The organism is Nocardia sp. NPDC059195 (assembly GCF_042754695.1).
Classification (GTDB): Bacteria; Actinomycetota; Actinomycetes; order Mycobacteriales; family Mycobacteriaceae; genus Nocardia.
Map to the genome: position 1 here is coordinate 1 of NZ_JBHZBG010000007.1, position 25,651 is coordinate 25,651.

Consider the following 25,651-nt stretch of genomic DNA (forward strand, 5'->3'; position numbering starts at 1 on the left):
CGCGGCCCCCTGGGGGCCGCGAGTTAGCCACCGTTGCTGGCGGCTGCGCCGCGGACGCAACGGCGGCTAACTCGCGGCCGGGCCGCTACGCCGCTTCGCGGCGGACCCTCCTCGAGGTCGGGTCGTACGGGGTTGGGAATGCGGTAGGTGTCAGCCGAAGGGGGGTGGGGCGGCCGGTTCGTAGCGCAGCACCCGGTTGCCGATCATGACTTCTGTGCCGGGGACGAGCACCATCGGCTGATTCGGCGTGAGGCGGATCCAGTCGCGGTAGCCGGGGTGCCTGCTGCGAGTTCCGTTGGTGGAACCGCGATCGATGAGCTGCACATCCCAATTCACCAGGTGCACTTCGGCATGCGCGCGTGACATGCCACCGGAGGTGTCGTCGATGCGCAGCGGGATGAGTCCGCGCAGGGCGGCGTCGGAGTTCTCCGGGTCACGCCCGATCACCGCGTCGGCGGCCATCAGGTAGGTCATGCCGTCGTCGAGCACGAGCATGCCCAGCGGTGGGCGAACCACCTCGGCGAGCGCTTGAGTCTGGTCGACCGGCATGCCGCACACCGTGCAGAACGCCGAGCGAGGATCGCTGGGATGCGCACGCGCGCACTTGAATCCCATCACCCGCACCGCCAGCACCGTCGACTTGGCCGTTGCCTCCAGCCTGCGCTGCAGGTCGGGATCGGGTTCGGGCGCGGGATTGGTTCCGGAGTGCCGGGTTTCGGCGGTGTGCGGGTCGACGACAGGTGTGTCGACGGTGCCGTACGCGGTGCCGGTGACAGCGTCCAGCATCGACGTAGCCGGTTGCATCCCGGTCGCCGGCTGCTCGACAGGTCGTGAATCCGGTTGCGGCGCACGTGGTTCCCGGTCGATGCGCGCGGTAGGCGGTGGTGGCCTGCGGGTCTGACCCGCCGGTTCCGCGGTCCGCACCCGGCTGCGCACATCGTTGGACCACATCACGGCACCGCCCGCCTGCGCGATTCCCTCGACAAGCCAACCGATTCCGCGTTCCGGCGGCAGATCCGGGATGCGCCCCTTGGCATCGTCGACGAACAGCGCGACCGCCTTCGCCGGCTCCGAGGCCACCCGGTCGACGGTGAACGCCGCGTCACTACCGCGGTAGTACTCCGGGCCCCGATCGTCGGTGAGGACAGCAGTCACCGAACCGTGCAGGAAGATCGCCACGCCACCGTTGTCCGCGGCCGAGAGCACCCCGAAATCGATCGGCACACCCGGCGAGATCTGCTCGGCGTACTTCATGAGCCATCGGGTTGCCTCACGCGCCACCACCGAACCCGGCCCCGACGGCGCTTGCTCGTGCGCGTCACGCACCAACTCCGCCAGCGATTCCAGCGCGATCGCCGCGGTATCACCGGGCGTGATCTTGCCCTGCCCCCGATGGGCGACCACGATCACCGCGCCCGCGACCCGCGCGACAGCGTGACTTCCGAGCACCACTTCGACCTGCCGATCCCTCACAGGTATCGGCCTCTACCGGAACTGCGCAGCAGGGGGGTCGCCATGTCATCCAGAGTATGGCAAGCACCCCACATCGGTCCCCCTGGGCGGGTTCGGTCCGGTAACTTCATACCTAGTGGGCGCAGCCGCGAAGCGTTCCTCACCCCTCTTGCGCATAGCCGCAGCGATGGCGAAGGGACGCATATCGCGGGAGGACATCAAGGGGCTTGTGATGATCGATTCGACCAAAATTCGCATCGCGCTCGCCTTGGGTGGCGCCCTGATCACCCTCACCGGCTGTGCCGTCAGCGGCACACCGGTCGCCGGTGAGCCCGATGTGCGTGGTCTGGAGACCGGCACCTTCGCCACCGACCGGCACACCTACCCCGACACCGCGGGCAACAAGGGCGCGCTCGTCGAGGGTGCGCGGATGTCGGCTGCGGTAGTGCCCGCGGTGGGGATCGATCCAACGCTCTCGCACGGACGAGGCGGTGTTGTCGTTCCCGATGTCGAACGCGCGCTGGATTTCGTCGCCAATGTCTCCAAACCTGTTCTGGAGAACCGCGAATTCATCACCGGCTACGTCGCGCTCGGCGCCGATAAAGCCGATCCCGACGGCGAAACCCGCCCCGGCCCCGACGCCACGGCCCTGACCACCGCCCTGTTCCGGTTCCCCACCGCGGCCGCCGCGACGCTCGCCGCGCGCGAACTCGAGGACGTCGACCTGGCCGTCTCCCCCGAAAACCGCAAACTCGCCTCCGCCGAATACCCCGACGCCTAACTCCTTCGCCTCCTACCCCCTCACAACACCTCGTCAACAAGGCAGCCGACCTCACCGCGCGCCAAAATCTGGTCCACGCAACAGGAGTCGAAGCCCACGCGGTCGTCGACGGCGGCGCCGTCACCCTGGTAGGCGACCAGTTCGTCGGCCAATCCCGCATGCGGGGGCTCATCGATTCGGCTGGCCATTACGACCCAATCACCGCCCCAGCCGTCGTTCCCACCGCGACCTGCCTGAGACAACGACAACGACAACAAAGACGACTACGTCTACCGCTGCTACGTCGCCTACAAGCGCTACCTGGCGATGGTCACAGCGCCGACGGTGACCCGCGGTCCGCCAGAAGAGAAGAAGATCACCGCCCAGTACGCCGTTCACGAAACGAGTAATTCTGTCTCGTGATCCATGCTCTTGCGAACATGGCCTTGGCCGCTTCGCGGCCTTCCCGTGGCAGTCTCACTGCCCGGCGCGGAGCCAGGTCTGACATGAGTTCCAGCGGGCTGCTCCCGAAGCAACTCTCCGGGGGTTCCGCCAGCGAGGGCGGCGAGGTTCTGCGCGGCGTTGTGGTCCCGGTCGAGCACCAGGCCACACGCCGTGCAGGCGTACATCCGTTCGGAGAGAGCCAGCTTGGCTTTCGCTGTGCCACACCCGGAACAGGTCTTGCTGGAAGCGAACCATCGGTCCGCGACGACAACACCGACACCCGCAGCGTCCGCCTTGTAGGTCAGTTGGCGCCGGAACTCGGCCCACCCGGCGTCCGTAATGTGCCGTGCGAGACGACGGTTACGCACCATGCCAGCGACGTGCAAGTCCTCGATTCCGATGACATCGAACTCGCGCACCAGTCGCGTGGTGATCTTGTGCAGGCTGTCCCGACGTTGGTTCCCGACACGGGCGTGCAGCCGGGTGACCCACGCCTGTGCCTTGCCCCATCGATTCGACGGTGTTTGCCCTGTGCGCCTGTCCGGCCCCTGCCGGCGGGCTGTGACTCGCTGCGCCCGCCGCAGCGCCTGCTGCGCCTTGTCGAGGTGGCGAGGGTTGGCGATCTTCTCGCCGGTCGACAAGGTTGCGAGCGCCGAGATGCCGAGGTCGACACCAACCACCCGTTGCCCGCCACGCGGGGCAGCATCGGTGTCGGGCAGCTCGACCGAAAACGAGATGTGCCAGCGCCCCCGCTGGTGCGAGAGCGTCGCCGACATGATCCGGGCGGTACCGGTCTCGATCCTTCGGGAGAGCTTGCGGGTCGACTCGTGCGTGCGGATCTCACCGATCCGCGGCAGCTTCACATGTCGACGGTCGCGGCCGATCCCGAACGCTCCGGTGGTGAACCGGCACGACTGGCGGGCGTGTTTCGACTTGAACCGCGGCATCCGAGCGCGACCGTCGCGGCGGTTGCCGAGCGCGGTCGACAAGTTCGCGCAGCCGGAGGCGTAGGCCTCCTTGCTGTTCTCCGCCCACCACGGCGCAACCTCACCCTTCGCCTGGTTCCAGGCTTTGCGCAGGCTGTACGCGGAGGTGTTGATCCACGGCGTGCGGTCCGCGTCGGCGATCCCGTAGGACTCCTCGGCCTTGCGCTGGTTCCAGTTCGCTTTCACCTGCGCAAGCGCCCAGTTGTAGGTGTACCGCTGTGCCCCGCAGTGCGAACGAAACTGATGTTGCTGCTCGGCCGTGGGGTCCAGCGCGAACAGATACGCCCGGATCACTCAGTATCCCGGTGGGCTTCGGTCGCGGCGATCGCCGCCTCGGCTCGGCGTCGGGCGGACCTGCGGCCATATAGCCTGGCACACATGGACGTGAGCACGTCAACCATGTCCTGTACCAGGTCGTCGGGCAGTTCGGCCTCGTCGAGGACGACGAGAGTGCGCCCGGACGCAGCCAGGGCTTGCTCGACGTACTCGACCCCGAATCGTGCGAGCCGTTCGCGGTGCTCGACCACGATTGTTTCGACGGTCGGGTCGGCCAGCAGCTTCGCCAGCTTGGGGCGGTGCCCGTTCAGTCCCGAACCGATTTCTGAGACAACACGATCCAGGACGAGCCCCCGCTGCGAACACTCGACCGCCACCCGGCCGACCTGTCGTTCGAGGTCTTCGGTCTGGTCACTGCTCGGCACGCGGCAGTACGCGACCGTCAGCCCGGTCGAGGCTTGCGGCGGCTCGACCAGGATCGTCCCGGTCGGCAGTTGACGGGCAGGAACCGGCAACGTGCCAGCGTGGAACCATTTCAACGCTGTCCGATAGGAGATGCCTTGCACCTCCGCCCATGCCCGCAATTTCATGTCGTCATTTTTACATAGAAGAACATAGAACGACACATATTGACCTACAGCATCGAGCCCTGCTGGCCAGCTTGTGAGTTCGCTCAGCCCCACTCCTCGGAAGCGGTGAAGTAGGATTCCGCCGATAATCGTTTCGGGGAGGAATGATCGCGTTGCGAGCCACGAAAGTCGTCGGAGTCCTGGCGACCGCACTGTTGACCGCTGTCGTCACCGCCTGCGGTGGTCCCGACGAGATCGTCGCCACCGACGTTCCCGTGGACCTCGCCACCCTCGATGTCGGCAACTATCCGACCCAGCCCCGCCAGATCGGCACGGTCGCGAACATCGACCAGGGCCGCTTCATCGAGGCCGAACGCCTCGGCGACTTCGTGCCGACGCCCGCCGATATCGATCCCCGGTTCGTGCACACCAATCCGTCGATCGCGTCGGTCTTCCTCGATGCCGAAGCCTCGCTCGGCAAGATCATGGCCGTCGACCGCTTCGCCGAGATCGCCCCCGATTTCATCGGCGGATTCGTGAGCTCAGCGGAGACCGAGCCCAACAATATGGGACTCGACATGGTGAACGCGGTCATGATCTTCCCCGACGCGCAGAAAGCCACCAACGCCGCCATCGAGCTGGAGAAGCTCGACTTCGGCTACGCCCCGAACAATCAGCGCATCGAGATCCCCGGTTATCCCGCGGCGATCGCGCATTGGCAGCCCGACCAGCAGTCGATCGGATCCTGGTTCGCCACCGGTCATTTGGTGATCTACACCTGGTTCTACGACTACCTGAAGATCTGGCTGGAGAAGGTCGACAAACAGGCCATGCTCGATCTCACCCGCAAGAGCCTCGACACGATCGTCCCCTCGGTCGCGAAGTTCACTCCCACCACCGGCGACCTGATGACCTTGCAGCGCGATCGCGACGGCATGCTCGGCCGCACCGCACCCCGCCCCCGCGAGGATTCCTGGATCAACCCGCCGGGTGTCTACGCGGGCCGCACCGCCCGCCATTTCGTCTCCAACCCGGTGAGCGCCGCGAAAATGATCGACGACTACGGCATCGACCTCTACGCCAACGACGGCGCCGAGGTGTACCGCGCCCGCGACATCGCAAGCGCCCAGGGTGTCCGTGACGAGCTCGGCGGCGTCACCCGCAAATTCACCGCCTCCGCGGCACCGAAGAACCTGCCCAGCGCCCAGTGCAAGGAATACATCGGCAGGCAACAACGGATCGCGATCCGCTTCTATTGCGCGGTGTCCTACGACCGCTACGCCGCCTACGTCTGGTCGAATCAACTCCTCGACGCTCAGCAGCGAATCTCCGCCCAGTACGCATTGTTGGTGAACGCCCGATGAGAATCAGATACGTCTTGCTCGCCGCCGCCCTGGCCACCGTCCTGACCGCGTGCGGCTCAACTCTGTCGGGGCAGGCGCTGCCCGGCGAGTTGGATGTCCGCACCCTCGACGTCGGCTCGTACCCCACCGAGCCGCTCAATGCGCACGACGACGATCCCGTTCCCCCTTTCTACGAGATGTACGAGGTCGCGGCGATGCGGATCGCCGACTACGTGATCAACTCCGGCGACGTCGACGCCCAGATGATCTACGGCAAACGCGCGACCACCCTCTCCGCCGGCCTGATGCCGTCAGCCCTCGGTGACGAGCCAACGATGTCGGACATCGCGAAGAAGCACAAAATGCTGTACGGCTTCGAATCCAGCGGTGCCGCGAAGGATTCACTCGTCACAACTTCTGGCGACTGGCCGACGAAGAAGGCAGATAACAGGCTGACCGCCACCACCATGGTCATGCAGTTCCCGGACGTGGACCGCGCGGCCGCCGCGGCGAAAGAGTTCTATGACGCCGACTTCGGTAGGCAGGAAGGCCGCAACCAACCAGTCGCGCTCCCCGCACACCCCGCGGCACTGTCACATTGGCGTCCTGACTCACCGTTCCTGCGCACAGTCCTCCCCCACGGCCCCTATGTGATCGCCTTTCTGCTGTCGGTGCCCACCCCTGACCAACAGGAGCTCGCCGCCCTCGCCTCGAACGCCTACACCGAGCAGATCGAGGCACTCGCCAAAACCACTCCGTTGACCGACGAACAGGTCATGGCCCTGCCCTGGGACCCCGACCACCTGCTGATGCGCACCCTCAACCCGGACCAACTGGCCGGCCCCGATGGCTCGGGCTACTACGTGGTCACCGGCAAACACGGCATCCTGCACTATTCCGGCGACCAACTCCCGACCGATCGCCACTACGTCGACGAACAGCTCACCAAGATGAGCGCCCAACAGGTAGCCCTCGTCTGGCGCTCGATCGCCATCCGTACCCCCGACGAGCAGACAGCCCGCCGCGCGGTCACCGAGAAGATGTTCCCGTGGAAGGCGGAAGGCGAAGCCGCCAGCCCACCCAACCTCCCCGATTCCGCCTGCGTGGAGAACAAACGCCCAAGCGCCTACAAACGCTTCAGCTGCATCCTCGCCTACAACGAATACGTCGGAATAGTAAGCGGCAACCAGCTTTTGGATGCCCATCAACGTGCGGCCGCGCAATATGCGCTATTCGCCAACAGCCGATAATCCCACACCGGCCGACCCCTACGGAGTCCTATATGCTCCAGCCGGGAAAGCGGCAGTGTGCGGCATTGAGTCAGGAGATCGTAAAAGATGGTGATGAGCCACGGCACCATCGTCGGCGGGTACCGCGTGCAGCGGGTGCTCGGCGCCGGCGGCATGGGCACGGTTTACCTGGCCAAGCACCCCAGCTTGCCACGGATGGACGCACTGAAGGTGCTCAGCGCCGAACTCAGCCGCGACCCCGAGTTCCGTGCCCGCTTCGAACGCGAGGCCAACCTCGCCGCGGGCCTGGACCACAACAACATCGTCTCGGTCTACAACCGCGGTGAGGAACACGGCCAGCTGTGGATCGCCATGCAGTACGTCGACGGCACCGACGCCGCCGCCGAACTCGCCCGCGACCCGCACGCCATGACCCCGCTGCGCGCCCTGCGCATCACCACCGAGGTCGGCAAGGGCCTGGACTACGCCCACCGCCGCGGCCTGCTGCACCGCGACGTGAAGCCCGCCAACTTCCTGCTGTCGAACAGCGACGAAGACGAAGAACGCGTCTTCCTCACCGACTTCGGTGTCGCGAAGTCCACCGACGACGCCACCGAACTCACCCAAACCGGCAGCTTCCTGGCCACCATCGCCTACGCCCCACCGGAACAGCTCAGCGGCGCCGCCCTCGACCACCGCGCCGACATCTACAGCCTCGCCTGCGCCTTCTACAAACTCCTGACCGGCCAAAACCCTTACCCCGCAGCACAACCCGCCATGGTCATGATGGGCCACCTCCACGAGCCCCCACCCCAGGCCACCCGAATCCGCCCCGGCCTCCCCCACGCCATCGACCACATCTTCGCCCGCGCGATGGCCAAAAACCCGGCCGAGCGTTTCGCCACCTGCCGCGAATTCACCGACGCGGCCGCGAACGCGCTCACCCCCGGTTTCAACCCGACCGGACATCACACGTCGCCGACGTATCCGATCCAGGTGATGCCGCCCCGCGAGCACACCGATCCGCGGGCGGCAGCGTCGTTGCCTGGTCTGACAGCTTCCACACCGAACGCCCGCAGCACGACCAAGCGCGCGGCAGTGATCGGCGCAGCGCTCGTACTCGTCGTCGGAATCGGCACCGGCGTTGGCATTTGGGCCGCCGGCGGATCCGATCCAACGACCGGCACCACGACCAGTACATCGGCTTCGGCGCTGCCGCCGATCGAGCAGGAACGCAAGGACAATCCCCAATTTCTGGGCAAGACTGTCACGCTCCTCAACGTCACGCAGCAACCCCACAAATTCGGAATCTATTTGACCGGCAGCCCGCAGACGCAGTTCCTGGAGAAACTCGGTTTCGTTTACAACTTCAAGTACACGAATACCGAAGGGGTTCCGTCACCCAAAGAGGTATCGGACAGCTCGAGCGCACTCGAAGCACCGGACGATAGCTACGTCATCGTGCTGCGTAGCGACGAGAAAGCCGGCGGTGGCGGGCTCCTCGGTCTCCCGTACGGAATAACCAGTTCGCGCGCAATTGTCATCCCTATCGACGATCCTAGTACGGTATCTGCCATGCAGAATTGGTCGCCCGAATCCGAGGAACTGATGATCAGCAAGCTGGTTCCCGTGCTTAAAACAAAGATCAGATAGAATTTCAATAACCACAATGGGGGATGCTTTGCGTTCTGAACTGAAATCATCAACCGCGCCGAGAAAGCGAGCATATAGAGCTGCAGTAGGTGCTACAGTTTCTGTCGTATGCCTGCTGGCGACAGGTTGCGGGGGCAGCGAAGCGATCCCGGTGGCCGCCCCAGAGGTGCAGGTCGACCTGAGTCGGCTCGACGTGGGAAACTACCCGAGCAAACCAGTTCCTTTGGGAATGGCCAAAACCGACGACGAGGCAGCCTTGGTCGAAGCGCGACGCATCGCCGAGGTTATGCCCCTACCAATAGACATCGATCCAGCGCTGAATTTTACGAACAGATTCAATCAGAGTCGCACCTTCACAGATGTATCGCAGTATCCATTGTCGCGTGATCTACTCATGAGCCGCGAAGATTTCAACACTTTCGCACCTGGATTCATTTCCGGCTATTACACCGAGGGAAGAACGAATTTCAACACAAATCTCTCGTGGTCGTTGAATAACTACACGCTTCTGTTCACGGACGCCGAGGCAGCAAAGAAGGCCGTGGGCGCCTTGGGCGCCAAGCACCAGGAAATTCTCGGGGTGAACTATGAAGGCACTCGACTCGCACGATTTCCGGAATCTCATGCCGTATGGACGCCGCGAGCTGATGCAATCTACGTATGGCATTCAGTAGATAAATTCTTGGTACTGACTATCATCAGAGACACCCTCAGTGATCAGATCGGATCCGACGACCTGCCCGGGATGCAAGCCAGAGCCGAGAAGGTCATCGCGGCTATTCAACCGCGTTTGTCGAAGTTCACGCCGACTCCACGCGACAAATGGGGGACACTGGACCGTGATGTCGACGGAATGCTCGCGATAACAGTCCCTGCCACTAACGACTCCGTGACCAATAGCGCCACGATACCTACTGCATATCAGAAGTACGGCGCATTGCAGGTATCGCTCAACATCACCGAAGACCAGAAATTGTTCGACGAAACAGGCGTTGACGTGGCCGCTTTCAATGGCGGGGAGCTATACCGAACCAAGAATGCAGATTCCGCGCAACTTTTCGAGAAGCGACGGGGTGAACGCGGCCGGATGTTCATTGTTGCACCGAGCCCCCCCGGGCTGCCGTCGGCCAAGTGTCACGAAAATCGTGAGAAATTCCGCGGCACCAATCCCCGATACTACTGCACAATTAGTTTCGGTCGATATGCAGCCGAGATTTCCGCAAATCAACTTACCGATGCACATCAGCGCATTTCGGCCCAGTACTCACTATTGGCGAACTCCAAATAGAAGCCAGGCGGAAGCTAGGACAGGCTATGCATAAACACATTGCTAAAGCGGCAGCCGTGGCTATTATTTCGTCACTTTTTGCGTCAGGCTGCGGATCTCACGTCGGCGGAACAGCGGTTGCTGGCGAAATCGATGTCCGAACCCTGGATGTTGGCAAATACCAGACACTCCCGGTTAGCGCCTACTACGAGTACAGGCACGGCTACAAGAACGGCCAGGAACTCGCAGCTATGCGACTCGCCGACCATCTCGTGCTCGGCACGGAAGTTGATCCGAGTTTGAAATACGGATCTTGGGGTTCATTTACATCCGAAAGCTTATTGAGCGAGTTCAGCGACACGGTGAAACCTACGCTCAAGCAGCACCGGTTGCTATACGGATTCAGCACCGGTAGCACCGATAAGGAGCACTTCGATCTGTTCACACTGTCGCCCGGCGATGATGTCCTCGCAGATTATCAGCGCTCGCTCAACCCGACATATTTTGGGATGCGTGTCATGCAGTTTCCCGACGAGGACGCTGCACGGCGTGCGGCCGAATCGGTCGAGCTCCTCGACTTCCAGGTAGCCCCTGACCAGAACCAGAAGCTGACTATCGACAAGTACCCAACAGCACATGCACACTGGCGGCCCGGGGTCCCCAGCATGGCCGCGATTATCGCGCGAGGCAGCTACGTAGTCAGTCTGCAGGTTGGCCTGCCGTCTCCCGATCTGTCACAAATGAAGGATCTCGCCAGTCGAGTCCTGGATGCCCAGTTGCCGCGGCTCGACAAATTGCCGCCGCTCACGCCGATGGAAATACTGATGCTCGAAAACGATCCAGCCCACGTGCTGGAACGCGCATTGAACCGCGAACAGTTGGGCGGGCCGGAAGACACTCGGTCAGCATCCTATGGCCTCCAAGGCTTCCTCCAGGTCCAACGTGCGGAACAGGAACATCAGGCCCTCTACCAAGAGACCGGCGTAGAGCACATCGGGATCGGTTGGGACGCAACCGTTTTCAAGGCACGCGACGCCTCAGCTGCGGAGAAGTTCCAGGCTGGGATGTTCGAGGGCCCACGCTTCGGTCCAGCGAACTCGCCTTCGGCGGTGCCCGCTACCACCTGCATCGAGAACAAGGTCACCTCCAGTGACATCAAGCGGTTCTCCTGCTCGGTGCGTTACCGGCAGTACGTCGGGGTTGTCAGCAGCCACCAGATCAACGACGCGCACCAGCGCTCGGCTGCGCAGTACGCCGTCTTCGCCAATGCCCAGTAGCTGACGTTGCATACCTGCTCCTGTCCAACAATGACGGCGGGAGCGGGGTGTGCAGACGGCGTCGCGATCGGTATGGTGATACGCGAAGTGCCGCTGGCCTTGTGACTCGGGCTGTGGCAGGGGAAGGAGGGGGACAGATTCGCGGACATGTAGGCCTCGTGTCGCCGAGCGACGGCGGGGCCTGTATCCGCAGGTACAGCAGGGCGGACATCAACGTCATCCCGGGGGCCGAAAAAATCTCGGAAGATGTGGGAACCGATTCGCCCTGGCTCGCGTCCAATCATATGAACGGGTCGACCGGAGCAGTTGCTCTCGACTCCCAGCAACCGGAAGGAACACACCATGGCGGGTCAGCTCAGTGCCAGTGCAACCGAAATTGACAATTTCGTGAAGACCTCCGAGTCGAAGCACCAGGATCTGCTTACCGCGATCACGGCGCTGAAGGCGCTGGAGGACCAGACCACCGCAACGTGGAGTGGTGGCGCCCGCGCGGCGTTCGACTCCTTCATGGAGCGTTACTACTTCCAGGCCGACAAGCTCAACGACAAGCTCCTCGAGACCTGTGAGAGCCTGCGAAATGCTGGCAAGACGTACGACGAGCAGGACCAGGACTTCGCCTCGCAGGTGAAGGCTCAGGTCAGCTCGCTCGACCTGCCCGCACTCTGATCCGATCCCACCACACTTAGTAAGGAGCTATCGATGGCAGGCAACGACGTCACGCGGATTTCCGCTAACTTCGGCGAGGTCGAGGCCGGTGCTCAGCGCATCGTCTCCGATGCCCGCGGCATCATGACCCAGCTGGAAGACTTCCACAAGCAGGTCACCGACTTCGTCACGAACAACTGGGCTGGTGACGCGAACGATGCGTTCACCCAGCTGCAGGCGCAGTGGAACACCCACGTGCAGCAGCTCAACACCACCCTTGAAGGCGCGGGCACGCTCGTCCAGAGCGGCAACTCGGACCTCAAGGGCACCGACACCGCCCTCGCGGGTCTGTTCTGAGCCAAGCACCATGCAAGTCAGGCCCCGGCTCAGCCGGGGCCTGACTTGTTTCAACAGCAGCCGCGACTTCGAGTTGGCCCTCTTCAGACAGACAGTGTTGCTCACCGTCGCGTGATTCTGCGTTCTTAGAATCCTGCGCGCTCGACGTACTTCAAGGCGGATTCCTTGTCCTTGAATCCCGACAACAACGTGTACAGCTTCGTCGTCGTGTTGAAGGTCTCCACCGTGGCTCCACCACCGGGGATCGTGTCCTCGATGCGGAACTTCTTCTCGCCCTTGTCGATCAGCCACTCCGGGTGCTGACTGCTCCACTGACGGAGCAGTTTGTCCGGGTTGGTGTCGATCCAGGCGATCGGGTAGCGGTCGATGTCGACGGCGGTCCTCAGGAGCCCTACTGTCAGGCTGTTCTTGGCCGGCACCGTGAACACCACTCGCACTGCGTACGGGTCGTTGCCGATCGGGGCCTTCTCGGTGATGTTGTTGACGGCGACGACTTCACGCAGGGGTGCGGGCAATGCTTCGAGGACGGTCTTGGCGTCGGCCGAAACAGGTTGCGGGGCTGCCTTGCTCGTCGTTGGCGCAGGCTTGGAGGTGCTCTTTGCTGAGGTGGGGGCCGAGGGTGCTTCCTGGACTGCGGATGGGGGCGCTGCGACTGTTCCCGCTTCGTCGTCGCCTCCGCTCGAGACAGCGACAACCCCAACTACCAGTGCGCCGACCACCACAACAGCGCCACCGACCAACACGAGCGGCGATTTCCACCACGGGTTCTGCTGCGGCGGCTGGGGCGACCACCCCTGCTGCGGCTGCTGACCCCAACCTTGTTGCGGGTGGAGCTGACCACCCTGCTGCGCACCGTACTGCGGCTGCATGCCCTGCTGCGGCTGCATCGGCGGATACGGCTGCTGTCCGGCGTACTGCTGCGGCGCACCCTGCCCCGACGCCCAACCCGGACCTTGCTGCCGCGGTGGATAAGTCATGGTTTCCCCTCCCAATTTCACAGGCCGCACCCGACGAACACGCGACCCGCAGCGAGCGTACTTGCGCACGCCTCCGAACCCGAATCGAGCGGTCTCCCAGCGATCAATGAACCTGTGGGCACGGAAGGCCCTGGGAAAATCATTGCAAGAAATTTGACATGTCCGCGCAACATGCAAAGAAATCGCCGAAAACTTTACATATCAGCGCGGTCGGAGTCCCAACCGAGGGCGAGCCCGACGGGGCGAGGACCACGTTCGTCCAGCCGACGGCCAGTGTCTCCCCCGCTGTCCACCAGCCATAGGTCCGCCCCGGCGGGCCCGTCCCTACGCAGGAGGGTTCGCATGACAAACCAGCGGCCCGGAGTTGCGGAAAATATTGACCGAAATTGCGGAATCCAGAGTCCGAAATCGCGGAATCTACGTGACATAACCCCAGCATGGAAGGAATATTGACTGGTCTGGCTCCGAGGCGCATTACGGATGTCGTCTCTGATCGACGAGTATCAGCATGTGCCAGATCCTCACCGCGTCAACTCTCGAAGAGACCATCGCTCAACCCGGTTCTGGAGTATGAAACCCTCGACCTGAGCCTTCGGGTTTTGGCGATTTGGGCGGTGAGGACTCCCAAAGTGTCACCGCAGCCGGTTACCGAATTATTCACAACAGTTTCCGGCCCGGCCCGCCCGGAGGGTCTGCGGAGCATCCTCCAGTGTGTCTTCGAGCGCGGCGTTCCGAGCCTCGACCTCAGCAATGTGCTGGCCCCAGGTTTGGGTGCGGGTTCTGGAGGTCGATACATGGCTCTGGCCTGCAAGTTCGCGTGTGACGGCTAGAATCGAGGCATGACTGCAGCGCACGACTACGAAGACCTGCACGGGTTGGTAGATCGGCTCACGCCGAGCCAGGCTCGTGCGCTCCGCGCTGTCGCATTGCAGTTAGTGGTTGCAGACGGACCTCAACCGAATGCAGCCGCCGAGCCTGCTGGCGGTCGTCGACGCCGCCTGTCGTTCGCCGGTCTCATGCACGCCGAGCCCGATCTCGCTGAGAGGTCAGAGGACTACCTTCGGGAAGAGCGCGGCGAGCAGACAAAGTGATTGTCTGTGATACGGGCCCCCTGGTAGCGGTACTCAACGCCAACGACGCTGCGCACGACCGTTGTTTGGCGTTTCTCGAGCATCATCCCGGGCCTGTGCTCATCCCTGGGCCTGTGCTCGGCGAGGTCTGCTACTTCCTCGAGACACGAGTAGGCCCCAGCGCTGAGGCACGTTTCTTGGAGTCGGTCGCAGCCGGGGAAATTGAGCTGGTCGGCCTCACCGATGTAGACCTGGCTCGGATGGCAGAGCTCGTCCGGCAGTACGCGGACTTCCCTTTGGGCGCAGTTGACGCGTCGGTCATCGCAGTCGCTGAACGACTTGGGGTGACCGAGATTGCCACCCTGGACCGCAGACATTTTCATGCCGTACGCACTCGGCATCGTGATCCGGTGCGACTTCTACCAGACTGACGCTGGTCGCCAACCTTACGGCCCGACGTGGACCGCTCCGACTACCTGCTCGCAGGCGGACATCACACCATCCCAGCCGTTTTCGGCGTACTGACACCCGATGCTGACCTGGACGCCGCGTTCGACAAGCACCTGCCAGCGGACGGTGGATCCGTCGGCGGGGCGTTCTTCGTAGGAGAGGCCGGGGCGGCCGGCGAAGACTACGTCTTGGCGGACGGGGGTGACTGTGCCTGCGGGTTTCTTGGCGATCTGGGCGGTGAGGTCGGCGGCGACCTCGTCGTAGCCCGCACCGGGGGTGACCGGTTTCTGGGTGATGGTGATGCGGTGGCGGGCGGCGTTGTCGGCGACGAGGTCGGCGCGGGCATCGGTGGCGGTGGTGCGATGCCAGCCCGCGGGGACTTCTACGACGACTCGGCCGACTTTTTCGGTGGAAGGTTTCGGCTTCGGCTTCGATGACGTGGGCAGTGGCGCGGAACTGATGATTGTCGGCGTGGTGGTGTGTGCGACGGCGGCGGTTGCCTCCTGGTCACCGGAGCCGAACAGGAAGAAGCCGCCGATGGCAGCCGCGGCGACGACAGCGACCAAGGCCGCGGCGCCGATGTAGAGGGGACGACGATCGACCGGGTTGGTGGCCGCGGCGCGCTCGCGCAGGGGTTGCATCCACTCGGCCGCGGGCGGGATGGTCGGCGTGTAGGCCGGGGTCTTCTGGGTGGGGCGGGCGAGGTCGGTGCCCGTCAGCGTGCTCACGGGTACCCCTGCGCCGCATACGCTTTCGATGACAGCGGTCACCGAGGCGAGTACCGCGGGATCGGTGGTGCCGAACACCTGGACGACGTCGGCGGGGCGATCGGCCAGCAGGCGGCCGAGAAGTGCCGTGAGGTGGCCGAAGCCGTCCTCGTCGGCGAGTTCGGCGGCCGCGAGGTTGGGTTCGACCTCGACCGCCTCGACATGGGAGCCGTTCGTGTCGTAGATGACCGACGACGCCGAGGTCGACAGCATGCCGAACTCGATGATCGCGGTGCGCCGACTGCGGCTGGCGGTGACGTCGACCGCCGAAGCGCGCAGGGCACAGGTCTCGAACACGACCTCGTGGGTGAATTGCCCTGCGGCAGTACCGAACAGGTCCAGCTCCGGCTGCCCCCACGAGGTGGGGTGCACGACGACTATCCGCTCACACAGCGGCGTCACCCGCAGGGTGTCCATGATCGCCCCGAGCACCGCGGACAGCGCCTGGCCCACCGTCGGCATCCGAGGCGGCAACGCGATCACACCGCCGGCCAGGTACTGCACCGCTGACACCGCCTGGGTGGGCGGGGTCAGCGGCTCACCGACGACGAGATCGGAACCGTTGCTACCCAACACAACCGACGGCGCGACATCCCAGTGGGTGGTGGCGCCACGCGCCCACACTTTGGCTTCGCTGACAACGAGCTCGACGACGGTCATTCCGGTTGCGGCATCCAGGCGGTCTGGACCAGGCCCTCGGTATTACGCGTGACGAACGTGCCACGACCGGCAGGCTTGGGGCCGGGGCGCGTGGTGCCGACCATGACGCCTTCGTCCTTGTTGCAACTCATCACCAGTGCGGCCGAACCGAGGTCCTTCATCCGCGCCAGTGTCGCCTCGTACATGGCGCGGCTGGCGCCACCGGAGCGGCGGGCGATGATCAGGTGGAAGCCGAGATCGCGGGCATGCGGCAGATGCTCGACGAGCGCGGCGACCGGGTTGCCCGACGAGGTGGCGACCAGGTCGTAGTCGTCGACGAGCACATACAGCTCGGGGCCGGTCCACCACGAACGCTCACGCAGCTGCTGTGGCGTCACCTCGGGACCGGGGGTCCGCTTGGCCACATATGCCGCGAGATCGGCCATGTTCTGCGTGAATTGTGGTGCGGTGGAACCGTATCCGGCCTGGTAGCCCTCGGGGATGATGCCCAGCATCGAGCGGCGGTAGTCACCGACGATGAAGCGCGCCTCGTTCGGGGTGTTCGACGCCGCGATGCCCTCGATGATCGAGCGCAGCAGCGTGGTCTTACCGGACTCGGAGTCACCGATGATGATGAAGTGCGGGCTCTCCGCGAAATCGATGTAGACCGGGGCGAGCTCGGCCTCGTTGATACCGATCGGGATGCGCATGCACTTGGTCGAAGGATCGACGCGTGATGGCCAGTTCCCGGCCAGGTACAGCAGCTGTTCGCGGGGCAGGTTGTCGGGCAGCATGCGGACCTGCGGTGCGGGACGTCCCGGTGTCATCCGGGCGATCGTCTCCACGGCGCTCGCCACCGCCTGACCGAGGTTCGACGGATCGGCGGAACCGTCGATCCGCGGCAACGCGGTGAGCATGTGCAGGCACTCGGCGGTCATACCGCGACCCGGCCGACCCTGCGGAACCAGCGACGCGAACTTACGGCCGAGGTCGGAATCCATCGGGTCACCGAGGCGGAGCTCGATGCGGGTGCCGATCTGGTCCTTGAGCGCGGGGCGGGCTTCCGCCCAGCGCGCGAGCGCGATCACCACGTGCACGCCATACGAAAGACCCTGCACCGCAAGGTTCATGATGACCTGCTCGAGCGCGTCGAAGTCCTGGCGGATCGAGCCGTAGCCGTCGATCACCAGGAACACATCGCCGAACGGATCCTCGTGCGCGCCGGCCGCGGCCGGGCTGGAGGCCGGGTCCATCGAACGCAGCCGACGGAACTCGACCATCGACTCGATGCCGAGCTGACGGAACTTCGCCTCACGAGTACGGACGATCGTGGTCATCTCGGCGACGGTGCGCCGGACCTGATCCTCGTCGAGGCGGCTGGCCACCGAACCGACATGCGGCAGGCCGAGCAGGCTGGCCATCGTGCCACCACCGAAGTCGAGGCAGTAGAACTGCACCTGCTCAGCGGTGTGGGTGAGCGCCATCGCCATGATCATCGAACGCAGAGCGGTCGACTTGCCCGACTGCGGACCACCGACGATCGCGACGTTGCCTCGCGAACCCGACAGGTCGACGACGAACGGGTCGCGACGCTGGTCGTAGGGGCGGTCGACGATGCCCATCGGGGCGCGCAGGGTCGCGATCGCGGAGAACTCGCCGGTGAGGATCGAGCGCGGCACGAGCTGATCCATGGTCGGCGCCTCCTCGAGCGGCGGCAGCCAGATCTCGTGGGCGGGACGGCCGTGGCCCGCGATGCGCGAGACCAGCATGTTCAGGTTCGACATCTGTTCGTTCTCATCGCCGACCGGCTCCGGCACGAACTCGGCTTCCACCGGCACCGGAACCCGGTCGGCCGCACGGAATCCGACGTGGGTCGCGTTGAACGGGCGGGCGTTGATATCGATCTCGCCGCCGACGATGCCGGCACTGGTGACCTCGCGGGCCGAACCACCACCGACATACGTACCCGACACATACGAGGCCTGGAAGCGCTGGATCTCGCCCGAGTCGGACTTCAGGTAACCGCCACCGGGGGTGCTCGGCAGGTTGTAGGCGTCGGGGACACCGAGGACCTGACGGGACTCGTTGGCGGAGAAGGTCTTCAGGCCGATCCGGTAGGACAGGTGCGACTCCAGGCCCTTGAGCTTGCCTTCCTCCAGACGCTGCGAAGCGAGCAGGAGGTGGACCTGCAGCGAGCGGCCGAGGCGGCCGATCATCACGAACAGTTCCGCGAAGTCGGGGTGCTGGGTGAGCAGTTCGGAGAACTCGTCGAGCACGACGAACAGCGCGGGCAGCGGGTCCAGGTCGGCACCTGCCGCACGGGCCTTCTCGTATTCGGAGACGTTGGCGAAGTTGCCCGCCTGCCGCAGGACTTCCTGGCGGCGGTTCATCTCGCCCGCCAGTGCGTCCTTCATGCGGTCGACGAGGTCGGCTTCGTCCTCGAGGTTGGTGATGACCGCGGCGACGTGGGGGACGCCGTCGAGGCCGAGGAACGTCGCGCCACCCTTGAAGTCGACCAGGACCAGGTTGAGCTGGTCGGGCGAGTGGGTGGCGAGCAGGCTGAGCACCAGGGTGCGCAGGAATTCCGACTTACCCGAACCGGTCGCGCCGATGCACAGGCCGTGCGGGCCCATGCCGTTCTCGGCGGCTTCCTTGATGTCGAGTTCCACCGGGGCACCGTCGGCGCCGATGCCGAACGGCACGCGCAGACGCTCGCGGCCGTAGCGGGGACGCCAGGCGCTGGCCGGGTTGAAGTTACCGATATCACCCAGGCTCATCAGCTGCGACCAGGTGGAGATCGTCTCGGTCTCGTCGGTCTCGACGTCGCTGCTGCGCTGGGTGGCCGCGCGGTAGGGCGCGAGCCTGCGGGCGAGCTGCTGGGCCTGCTCGGCGCTGACCCGGTCGATGGTGGCGAAGCGTTCCTGGTTGCCGGTGGCGCCGCGACCGAGGCACTCGCCGTCTTCGACGACCATCTTGATGCCGCGCGAAACAGCAAGGCGCGGTGCGTAATTGCACAGGTCGATGATGGTGACACCCTCGTACCCGGACTCGCGCAGCTGGTCGTCCTCGGCCTCGAGCAGACCGCCGTCGACGACGATCACCACGTGCACCATGTTCGGGTTGTTCGGCTGGTTACGCGAGTAACGCACCCGGTTGCCGAGCAGCGGATGCAGGCCGCTCATGGCCTCGCGGATGGAGCCGTAGAACATGCGCTGGGTGCCGATGCCGTCCTGCACCTCGGGGTGCTGGGTGTGGGGCAGCCACTTGGTCCACTCCCACTCGCGGGCGGTGTCCGGGCCACAGACCACCGCGACGAGCACCTGGTCGGGCGCCTGGAACATGCACAGCTGCAACAACATCGCGCGCGTCATGTCGCGCGCCTGGGCGCGGTCGCCGTCCAGGGCGACGGTGCCGAAGCCCTTCACCGCGATAGCGGTCGGCAGGTCGGGAACCGTGGAATGCGCGCGCACGAAACGGCGCAGCGACACCGCGGCGATGGGCTCGAGTTCTTCGACAGGGCCGGTTTCCGGAGCCACCAGCCTGGTCGCCAGACGCTGACCACCGAGGCCGATGCGCGCGTGGCAGAAGTCTTTGTCGCCGGAGCGGCGCTCCCACATCCGGCTGGTGCCGGCGAGCATCCAGATCAGGCCGGGCTCGGGGTGGCTCCACTCGACGGCGGCGCGCTGCTGCTTGGCGGTCTCGTCGACATCTTTACGGACCTGATCGAGGTAGCGCAGGTAGTCCTTGCGGTCCTCGTTGGCCTCGGCGGCCTTGGCGCCCTTGCCACCACCCTGTCCGAACATGGTGACCATCGACATGATCATCATCATCGGGAACATCATCGACATCGGGTTCGACATCATGTTCTTGCCGCCGGTGGTGAACATCAGCGCCATCATGCCGACCATGCCGACCACCATCACGACGGGCATCAGCTTCATCAAAAGGCTGCCCGGGGTGATCCGCGGGATCTCCGGCGGCGGCTGCAAGGTGACCTCGCCACCTGGGGTGCGCGGCATCTCGCGCCGGGCACGGCGCTGGAACCTGACGGTGCTCATGGTCGAAGACTCCCCCTGCTTGACTACTCGCTCATCTGTCGTCGCGACGGGCTCAGTGTAGAGGTCGCGGCTGACATGTCGTATGGTTCGTCAGGCATTCTGCTGTCCGAACGGTGGGTTCCGCAAACTGTCGACCGTTTGAGCGGTCGAGCGGAAACACGAGGTTAAGACGGAACTGGGGGAGTTTTGACGCACGCGCGACTCGATCATGTGGAAGAGGACTCCGCACGCGGCATCGTACGCGCGCCGGACCTTGCCCGAGTAACCATTCTGGCCAAGCACACGCAGGTAGACATGGCTATTCCGGTCGATGTACCGGTTGCCCTTGTCATTCCCAGCGTGGTCGACATGGTCGCGCAGCACAGCCGCTCGAATGAGTTCGACAACGACGGCGAACGCTACGAGCCGGCCGAATGGGTGCTCGCGCGCATCGGCCACCCCCCGTTCTCGAACTCGCTGAGCCTCGGCGAACAGGGTGTGCGCGACGGCGAGCTGCTCATGCTGGAGAGCGCCTCGCACGCGGCGCCGACGCCACTGTTCGACGACATCATGTACAACGTCGCGGTCGCCGACGCCGAGCACTACCGCAGCTGGACGCCGAAGACGGCCCGCATTACCGGTTCGGTGCTCGCCGCGCTCACCATGCTGGTCGGTTGCTTCGGACTGCTGGCCGCGCCGGATGCGTTGCCGTTCTGGGTTTCCGGGTCGCTGGCGTTGTTCGTCTCGATCCTCTGCGTGGTGGCTGGCACGGTGCTGAGCCGCATGTATCGCGACGCCTCGGCCGCGCTGGTGCTCGCGGGCTGTGCGCTGCCGACCGCGTTCACCGGCGGCATGCTGCTGGTCCCCGATCATTACGGCGCGGCGCATCTGCTGCTCGGATTCGCGCTGCTCGGCGCCATCGCGGTGCTCGCTTGGCGGGTCACCGGCATCGGCCTCGCGCTGTTCATCGGAGCGGCGACCGTCGCGGTGTTCGGCGTGCCCGCCGCGCTGGTGGGGCTGCTCACCGATCAGTCGGCCAAGGGGATCGGCGCGGTCGTCGCCGCGCTCGGTTTGGCCGCGCTGTCACTCTCGCCACGCGTTTCGATGCTGCTGGCCAAACTGCCGTTGCCGCCGGTCCCCTCCCCCGGCACCCCGATCGATCCGACCGAGGACGACCCCGACGACCACCGCGCCCTGCCGACCCTCGATGCACTGCGCGCGCGGTCGGAGCGGGCCCGCAACTACCTCGCCGGCCTGGTCAGCGCGACCACCCTGGTCACCGTCGCCGGCGCGCTGCTGTCGACCAACGCCGGTGCCGAGGATCCGTACTGGCCCGGTATCTCGCTGGCCCTGGTGTGCGCGGTGGTGCTGATGTTCCGCAGCCGCACCTACGCGGGCGCCGAGCAGGCCATTGTGCTGATCGCGGGTGGCTCGGCGATTGTGCTGATCATGCTGATCGGCGTCGCGCTCGAAATGCGCCAGCCCCTGGTCGTTTTCGGTGCCGCGCTGGTGATCCTGATCTCGGCGCTGGTGATGGGCCTGATCGTGCCGAACCAGTCCGCGACACCGCCGATGCGCCGGGCCGTCGAGCTGCTCGAGTACGCGTTCGTCGCCGCGGTGCTGCCGCTGGTGTTCTGGGTCGCCGATCTCTACTCGCTGGTTCGCGGGCTGTGAGGCTCGGCTTTCGACTGACGGCCGTTGCTCTTGTCGTCGGGCTTAACGCCGGATTCGGTGTGAGCGGAACGGCTTTCGCTGATCGGCCGCCCGCTATCGACCCCGGAATGTTGCCCGCGGGAGATCCCGCCGCGCCGCCGGACAAGACCGAGCGCGGCAGTGGTACCAACGGACTGTGCTTCCGAACCCAGGCGAGCACGGCGACGGCAGTGATCCCGCCCAGCCAACGTTCGCTCGACCTGGAACGGGCGTGGCAATTCTCCCGTGGCGCAGGGCAACTCGTCGCGGTGATCGACACCGGTGTGCAACCGCATCCCCGGCTGCCCGACCTGTGGGCAGGCGGCGACTACGTGGCCGCCGGTGGCGACGGCACCGAAGACTGTGATGTACACGGCACTGTTGTCGCCGGAATCATCGGCGCGACCAAGGTCGAAGGCCAGGGCTTCTCCGGTGTCGCGCCGGAGGCCCGCATCCTCAGCATTCGCCAGACCAGCTCGCTCTACCAGTCCGAGGGCGCCGGGCGGAACAAGGGACCCGACGACTTCCCCGAGGGCTACGGCAAGGTCTCCTCGCTCGCGAGCGCGATCAGGCGGGCCGCCGACTTCGGCGCTAGTGTGATCAATATCTCTCTCGTCGCCTGCAACAGCAGTTCCCCGGCCAACGAGGCGGCGTTCGGCGCACTCGGTGCGGCTGTGCGATATGCGGCGCTGGAGAAGGACGTGGTGATCGTCAGCTCGGCGGGTAACTCCGACAATGCCTGCAAGTCAGGCAATCCCGGGCCCGACCCACTCAAGCCCGCACAGGATCTGTGGAGCACGATCCGCACCTACGTGAACCCAGCCTGGTACGACGAGTACGTGCTCTCGGTGGGCTCGATCGGCGCCAACGGCGCACCGTCATCGTTCACCGTGCCGGGTCCGTGGGTCGGCATCGCCGCACCGGGAGAAGGCATTACGTCCCTCGATGCCAGGACCACCGGCATCTCCGACGGCAAGTACGACAACCAGGGCAAGTACATGGCTTACAGCGGAACGAGTTTCGCTTCGCCGTATGTCGCCGGTGTCGCAGCGCTGGTGCGCGACAGGTTCCCGGATCTGACCGCGAAGCAGGTCATCGAGCGGCTGCAGGCCACTGCCCACGCACCGGCCGAGGGCTGGAATCCGTACATCGGTTACGGCGCCGTCGATCCCGTCGCCGCGCTGACGAATGAAGTGCCCAAAGAGCTTCCGCCGAAGCAGGCCAGCCCGGCCCGCAGCCAGCAGCTCGCGGTGCCCGCACCCGAGCCGCCCGCGGACAACACCGCGCGCAATGTGGCCCTGATCGGTTCCGGTGCCATCGGCCTCATCCTGGTACTCGGTGTGCTGGCGTCGTTCCCGATCCGGCGCAAGTTCGGGATGTCGGCCGACGATCTCTGACCTGCTCGACCACAGAGCAAGGTACGGTCGGCGGGCCCGACCCCGTCGATCCAGGTAGCCGCATGAATTCGTCAACGACCGAACGCCCACTCACGCGCCGACAGCGGTGGGAGCGCGCGACCAATCTGCCGTTGATGGTGCTCGCGGTGGTGTTCGTCATCATGTACGCGTGGCGGGTGCTCGACACCGATGTGTCGCCCCGCCTCGACACCGGTCTTCTCCTGGCGGATATCGCGATCTGGGCGGTGTTCTTCGTCGATTTCGCGGTGAGGTTGTGGCTGTCGGGCGAGCGCCTGCGCTTCATCCGCAAGCACCCGCTCGACCTGCTGGTCGTGCTCGTGCCGCCGTTTCGGCCGCTGCGCCTGCTCCGGGCTTCCCTGCTGTTGCTCGATGCCCTCAACCGCGCGACGCACCCGCGCACCCGCCTGGTGACCTTCGTCGCCACCAGTTCCGTGCTGATCCTGCTGCTGTCGAGTCTGGCCTTCTTCGACGCCGAGTACGGCGCTCCCGACTCCAAGATCGAGACCTTCGGTGACGCACTGTGGTGGTCGGCGGTCTCGGTGACAACGGTGGGCTACGGCGACGTCTACCCGGTGACCACCGAGGGCCGCCTGGTCTCGCTGGTCCTGATGACCTTGGGCATCGGCCTGATCTCGTTCGCCATCGGCACCATGACCAGCTGGGTTGTCGAACAACTCAAGACCGTCGACGACGCCGCCGACCGCGCGGAGAGCATGCTCCGCGAACTGGTCGAGGAGGTCAAAGCCTTGCGGACCGAGGTCGCCGAGCTCCGTTCCGGCAGCACGACGACCCCGCCCGACTAATTCACCGCGGCGACAGGCTTCTTGGCGGGTGAGGGATCCGGTGCGACACCGTCGTGCGCGACCATCGCCTCTTCCCGGCCCATCGTCGGCCCACCCGCGAGCAGCCCGATGATCGGCCATGGCGCCGGTTCGGCGGTGACTTCCTCGAGGCCGAGCGCCTTGACCGCGTCGGCGTTCTTGATGCCGAAGCGGACGCCGGTGTCGGCGATGTAGAACAGGCTGTCCTTGCGGCGGCTGTTCGGTTCGATCCCGGTGGACTGCACGTAGGCGCCCGAAGCGGGCGGGATGAAGACCGTGTCCGCGTTGGGGCCCGCACCGTCGGCCTGCGCGAGATCGACCATCTTCGCGCTGTCCGGGATCGGCAGGTCGATACCGGTGAGCAAGGTCAGTTCGGCGCGAGCGGTGGCGTCGGCGTTGTCGGTGGCGCCCGCGATCGGCTTCCACGACATGCAGCTGACGGGCTGGTCCTTGGCGGTGATCAGCGTCGGCCGGTCACGCGGGTAGTCCTGCACCTTCAGCGGATGCTGCACCGTCGGCGCGAAGGTTCGGTCGGTGGACTGAATAGTGGTGCCCGCCATGACCGTTGGATAGAAATTGCGGATGATCTGGGCGGTCACTGCCGAAATCGGTTGCAGCCCGTCCTGGAGCACCACAAAGTTCTGGTTGGACTCGTTGAAGATCTGGACCACGTCACCGATCTTGTGGCCGCTCACGTTGTAAGACGGTGTGGCGCCGGGGTTGTCGATGACCGGCGTGATCAGCGGCAGCACTTCGGGAATCGCGTTGAGCAGACCCTCGCCGATCGGACGCGGAGTCAGGCCGGTGATGCCGAGGGCGTGCGTAACGGCCGGATCGTCCATCTTCACGCGGGCGCGCTTGCCGTCGTAGACCAGGTAGACCGAATCCTTGCCCTTCACGAGCAACGCCTTGCCTTCGTCCACCTTCGACGCCTTATCACCCAGACTCGGGTCACCGGCCAGCACCGACGTCGTCAGATCGGCGCTGCCGTCGGACTTGAGCCGATCGCACACCGTCCACGCCCGGCCCTTGCCATTTTTGTCGTAGAGGATCGACGACGGAGCGCCGGGAATGCCGATCAGCTGACCGCGCGGCTTCTTGCCGAGCTCGGATTCCTTGACGATCGACGCCTTGGACGCCTCACCGGCCGCCAACCGGGCCGAGGCCAGGTTCAGCGCGGGGTGCACGACATTGTCGACGACCACGTAGACGCCGCCGGATTCCTTGGCGATCAGGATCTTGCTGTCGCCGATCTTGTCCTGCGGCTTGATCAGCGCGAGTACGCCGCAACCGGCGAGGACCACGATGCCGAGCACCAGTCCGACCACGTAGGCACGGGTCTGCGCGCGCATCGGGTCGTGCAACATCCGCACATCCCGGCGCACCAGGGCGTGCTCCATTCGCCGCACCAGGAAGCGGTATCCGCTGACCTGCCAGCGCGTTGTGGGTTTTGAAGGCATTGGTTCCTCCCCCGAACAGTGCTCTCGTCCGGGCAACACAGTACAGTTCCCGGCAGCAGTTG

21 protein-coding genes are annotated in these 25,651 nt (G+C 65.0%); 13 read left to right on the forward strand and 8 right to left on the reverse strand.

Annotated elements, in window-relative coordinates; all coding sequences use genetic code 11:
* Positions 1-150: 150 nt before the first annotated feature.
* Positions 151-1,473: an FHA domain-containing protein gene (locus ACFXKN_RS11665; RefSeq protein ID WP_379432935.1), complete on the reverse strand. Its 1,323-nt coding sequence runs from the start codon at positions 1,471-1,473 to the stop codon at positions 151-153.
* A gap of 211 nt (positions 1,474-1,684) precedes the next feature.
* On the opposite strand from ACFXKN_RS11665, the gene ACFXKN_RS11670 reads away from it, so the two are divergent.
* Positions 1,685-2,233 (forward strand): hypothetical protein, encoded by a 549-nt coding sequence (locus ACFXKN_RS11670; protein ID WP_379432936.1) that lies wholly within the window; start codon positions 1,685-1,687, stop codon positions 2,231-2,233.
* Positions 2,234-2,253: 20 nt separating this feature from the next.
* Here ACFXKN_RS11670 and ACFXKN_RS11675 read toward each other — a convergent pair whose 3' ends face one another.
* The 3 genes from ACFXKN_RS11675 to ACFXKN_RS11685 all read right to left on the reverse strand — a co-directional run bounded on the left by ACFXKN_RS11675 (position 2,254) and on the right by ACFXKN_RS11685 (position 4,508).
* Entirely contained in the window at positions 2,254-2,421 is a 168-nt protein-coding gene (locus tag ACFXKN_RS11675; protein ID WP_378954156.1) for a hypothetical protein, read from the reverse strand.
* Positions 2,422-2,607: 186 nt separating this feature from the next.
* On the reverse strand, positions 2,608-3,936 hold the full coding sequence (tnpB, locus tag ACFXKN_RS11680; protein ID WP_379432937.1) for an IS607 family element RNA-guided endonuclease TnpB: 1,329 nt from the start codon (positions 3,934-3,936) through the stop codon (positions 2,608-2,610).
* Entirely contained in the window at positions 3,933-4,508 is a 576-nt protein-coding gene (locus tag ACFXKN_RS11685; RefSeq protein ID WP_378954284.1) for an IS607 family transposase, read from the reverse strand. The genes tnpB and ACFXKN_RS11685 overlap by 4 nt, the downstream gene beginning before the upstream one ends.
* Before the next feature lie 143 nt (positions 4,509-4,651).
* Between ACFXKN_RS11685 and ACFXKN_RS11690 the strand changes: the two genes are divergently transcribed.
* The 7 genes from ACFXKN_RS11690 to ACFXKN_RS11720 all read left to right on the forward strand — a co-directional run bounded on the left by ACFXKN_RS11690 (position 4,652) and on the right by ACFXKN_RS11720 (position 12,258).
* Positions 4,652-5,851 carry a hypothetical protein gene (locus tag ACFXKN_RS11690; protein WP_379432938.1) on the forward strand — a complete coding sequence of 400 codons (1,200 nt, stop codon included), beginning with the start codon at positions 4,652-4,654 and terminating at the stop codon, positions 5,849-5,851.
* Positions 5,848-7,080 carry a hypothetical protein gene (locus ACFXKN_RS11695; protein WP_379432939.1) on the forward strand — a complete coding sequence of 411 codons (1,233 nt, stop codon included), beginning with the start codon at positions 5,848-5,850 and terminating at the stop codon, positions 7,078-7,080. Before ACFXKN_RS11690 ends, ACFXKN_RS11695 begins: the two co-directional genes overlap by 4 nt.
* Positions 7,081-7,173: 93 nt before the next feature.
* Complete coding sequence (locus ACFXKN_RS11700; protein WP_379432940.1) at positions 7,174-8,712, forward strand: serine/threonine-protein kinase; 1,539 nt, start codon at positions 7,174-7,176, stop codon at positions 8,710-8,712.
* A gap of 16 nt (positions 8,713-8,728) precedes the next feature.
* Entirely contained in the window at positions 8,729-10,000 is a 1,272-nt protein-coding gene (locus ACFXKN_RS11705; RefSeq protein WP_378954138.1) for a hypothetical protein, read from the forward strand.
* Between the two features lie 26 nt (positions 10,001-10,026).
* The gene (locus ACFXKN_RS11710; RefSeq protein ID WP_378954135.1) at positions 10,027-11,256 is read left to right on the forward strand and encodes a hypothetical protein; all 1,230 of its coding nucleotides are present in this window, start codon (positions 10,027-10,029) and stop codon (positions 11,254-11,256) included.
* A 342-nt stretch (positions 11,257-11,598) separates the two neighbouring features.
* Positions 11,599-11,922 (forward strand): WXG100 family type VII secretion target, encoded by a 324-nt coding sequence (locus tag ACFXKN_RS11715; RefSeq protein ID WP_378954132.1) that lies wholly within the window; start codon positions 11,599-11,601, stop codon positions 11,920-11,922.
* A 33-nt stretch (positions 11,923-11,955) separates the two neighbouring features.
* Positions 11,956-12,258, forward strand: a complete 303-nt coding sequence (locus tag ACFXKN_RS11720) for a WXG100 family type VII secretion target (RefSeq protein WP_378954125.1) — start codon at positions 11,956-11,958, stop codon at positions 12,256-12,258.
* A 125-nt stretch (positions 12,259-12,383) separates the two neighbouring features.
* On the opposite strand, the gene ACFXKN_RS11725 is transcribed toward ACFXKN_RS11720, so the two are convergent.
* A complete protein-coding gene (locus tag ACFXKN_RS11725) occupies positions 12,384-13,235 on the reverse strand; it encodes a hypothetical protein (RefSeq protein WP_378954123.1) in 852 nt (283 codons plus the stop codon).
* An 839-nt stretch (positions 13,236-14,074) separates the two neighbouring features.
* Between ACFXKN_RS11725 and ACFXKN_RS11730 the strand changes: the two genes are divergently transcribed.
* Positions 14,075-14,326 carry a hypothetical protein gene (locus ACFXKN_RS11730; protein ID WP_378954118.1) on the forward strand — a complete coding sequence of 84 codons (252 nt, stop codon included), beginning with the start codon at positions 14,075-14,077 and terminating at the stop codon, positions 14,324-14,326.
* Positions 14,323-14,736: a type II toxin-antitoxin system VapC family toxin gene (locus ACFXKN_RS11735; RefSeq protein WP_378919013.1), complete on the forward strand. Its 414-nt coding sequence runs from the start codon at positions 14,323-14,325 to the stop codon at positions 14,734-14,736. The genes ACFXKN_RS11730 and ACFXKN_RS11735 overlap by 4 nt, the downstream gene beginning before the upstream one ends.
* A 15-nt stretch (positions 14,737-14,751) precedes the next feature.
* On the opposite strand, the gene ACFXKN_RS11740 is transcribed toward ACFXKN_RS11735, so the two are convergent.
* Both ACFXKN_RS11740 and eccCa read right to left on the reverse strand, forming a co-directional pair.
* Positions 14,752-16,182 (reverse strand): type VII secretion-associated protein, encoded by a 1,431-nt coding sequence (locus ACFXKN_RS11740; protein WP_379432941.1) that lies wholly within the window; start codon positions 16,180-16,182, stop codon positions 14,752-14,754.
* On the reverse strand, positions 16,179-20,219 hold the full coding sequence (gene eccCa, locus ACFXKN_RS11745; RefSeq protein WP_378954110.1) for a type VII secretion protein EccCa: 4,041 nt from the start codon (positions 20,217-20,219) through the stop codon (positions 16,179-16,181). The genes ACFXKN_RS11740 and eccCa overlap by 4 nt, the downstream gene beginning before the upstream one ends.
* A 210-nt stretch (positions 20,220-20,429) precedes the next feature.
* Here eccCa and eccD point away from each other — a divergent pair, with 210 nt between their 5' ends.
* From eccD to ACFXKN_RS11760, 3 genes are all read left to right on the forward strand, one after another.
* Entirely contained in the window at positions 20,430-21,872 is a 1,443-nt protein-coding gene (eccD, locus tag ACFXKN_RS11750; RefSeq protein ID WP_378954281.1) for a type VII secretion integral membrane protein EccD, read from the forward strand.
* 59 nt (positions 21,873-21,931) lie between these two features.
* Positions 21,932-23,287: a type VII secretion-associated serine protease mycosin gene (gene mycP, locus ACFXKN_RS11755; protein ID WP_379432942.1), complete on the forward strand. Its 1,356-nt coding sequence runs from the start codon at positions 21,932-21,934 to the stop codon at positions 23,285-23,287.
* 62 nt (positions 23,288-23,349) lie between these two features.
* Positions 23,350-24,111 (forward strand): potassium channel family protein, encoded by a 762-nt coding sequence (locus ACFXKN_RS11760; protein WP_378954100.1) that lies wholly within the window; start codon positions 23,350-23,352, stop codon positions 24,109-24,111.
* Here ACFXKN_RS11760 and eccB read toward each other — a convergent pair.
* Complete coding sequence (gene eccB / locus ACFXKN_RS11765; protein WP_378954094.1) at positions 24,108-25,589, reverse strand: type VII secretion protein EccB; 1,482 nt, start codon at positions 25,587-25,589, stop codon at positions 24,108-24,110. The two genes, ACFXKN_RS11760 and eccB, sit on opposite strands and share 4 nt — an antisense overlap.
* Positions 25,590-25,651: the final 62 nt, after the last annotated feature.

Bases quoted from the DNA above. Each gene is read 5' to 3' on its own strand.
- ACFXKN_RS11670 (WP_379432936.1), top strand. From the start codon at position 1,685: ATGATCGATTCGACCAAAATTCGCATCGCGCTCGCCTTGGGTGGCGCC.
- ACFXKN_RS11675 (WP_378954156.1), bottom strand. From the start codon at position 2,421: ATGGCCAGCCGAATCGATGAGCCCCCGCATGCGGGATTGGCCGACGAA.
- ACFXKN_RS11685 (WP_378954284.1), bottom strand. From the start codon at position 4,508: ATGAAATTGCGGGCATGGGCGGAGGTGCAAGGCATCTCCTATCGGACA.
- ACFXKN_RS11690 (WP_379432938.1), top strand. From the start codon at position 4,652: ATGATCGCGTTGCGAGCCACGAAAGTCGTCGGAGTCCTGGCGACCGCA.
- ACFXKN_RS11695 (WP_379432939.1), top strand. From the start codon at position 5,848: ATGAGAATCAGATACGTCTTGCTCGCCGCCGCCCTGGCCACCGTCCTG.
- ACFXKN_RS11700 (WP_379432940.1), top strand. From the start codon at position 7,174: ATGAGCCACGGCACCATCGTCGGCGGGTACCGCGTGCAGCGGGTGCTC.
- ACFXKN_RS11705 (WP_378954138.1), top strand. From the start codon at position 8,729: ATGGGGGATGCTTTGCGTTCTGAACTGAAATCATCAACCGCGCCGAGA.
- ACFXKN_RS11710 (WP_378954135.1), top strand. From the start codon at position 10,027: ATGCATAAACACATTGCTAAAGCGGCAGCCGTGGCTATTATTTCGTCA.
- ACFXKN_RS11715 (WP_378954132.1), top strand. From the start codon at position 11,599: ATGGCGGGTCAGCTCAGTGCCAGTGCAACCGAAATTGACAATTTCGTG.
- ACFXKN_RS11720 (WP_378954125.1), top strand. From the start codon at position 11,956: ATGGCAGGCAACGACGTCACGCGGATTTCCGCTAACTTCGGCGAGGTC.
- ACFXKN_RS11725 (WP_378954123.1), bottom strand. From the start codon at position 13,235: ATGACTTATCCACCGCGGCAGCAAGGTCCGGGTTGGGCGTCGGGGCAG.
- ACFXKN_RS11730 (WP_378954118.1), top strand. From the start codon at position 14,075: ATGACTGCAGCGCACGACTACGAAGACCTGCACGGGTTGGTAGATCGG.
- ACFXKN_RS11740 (WP_379432941.1), bottom strand. From the start codon at position 16,182: ATGACCGTCGTCGAGCTCGTTGTCAGCGAAGCCAAAGTGTGGGCGCGT.
- eccCa (WP_378954110.1), bottom strand. From the start codon at position 20,219: ATGAGCACCGTCAGGTTCCAGCGCCGTGCCCGGCGCGAGATGCCGCGC.
- ACFXKN_RS11760 (WP_378954100.1), top strand. From the start codon at position 23,350: ATGAATTCGTCAACGACCGAACGCCCACTCACGCGCCGACAGCGGTGG.
- eccB (WP_378954094.1), bottom strand. From the start codon at position 25,589: ATGCCTTCAAAACCCACAACGCGCTGGCAGGTCAGCGGATACCGCTTC.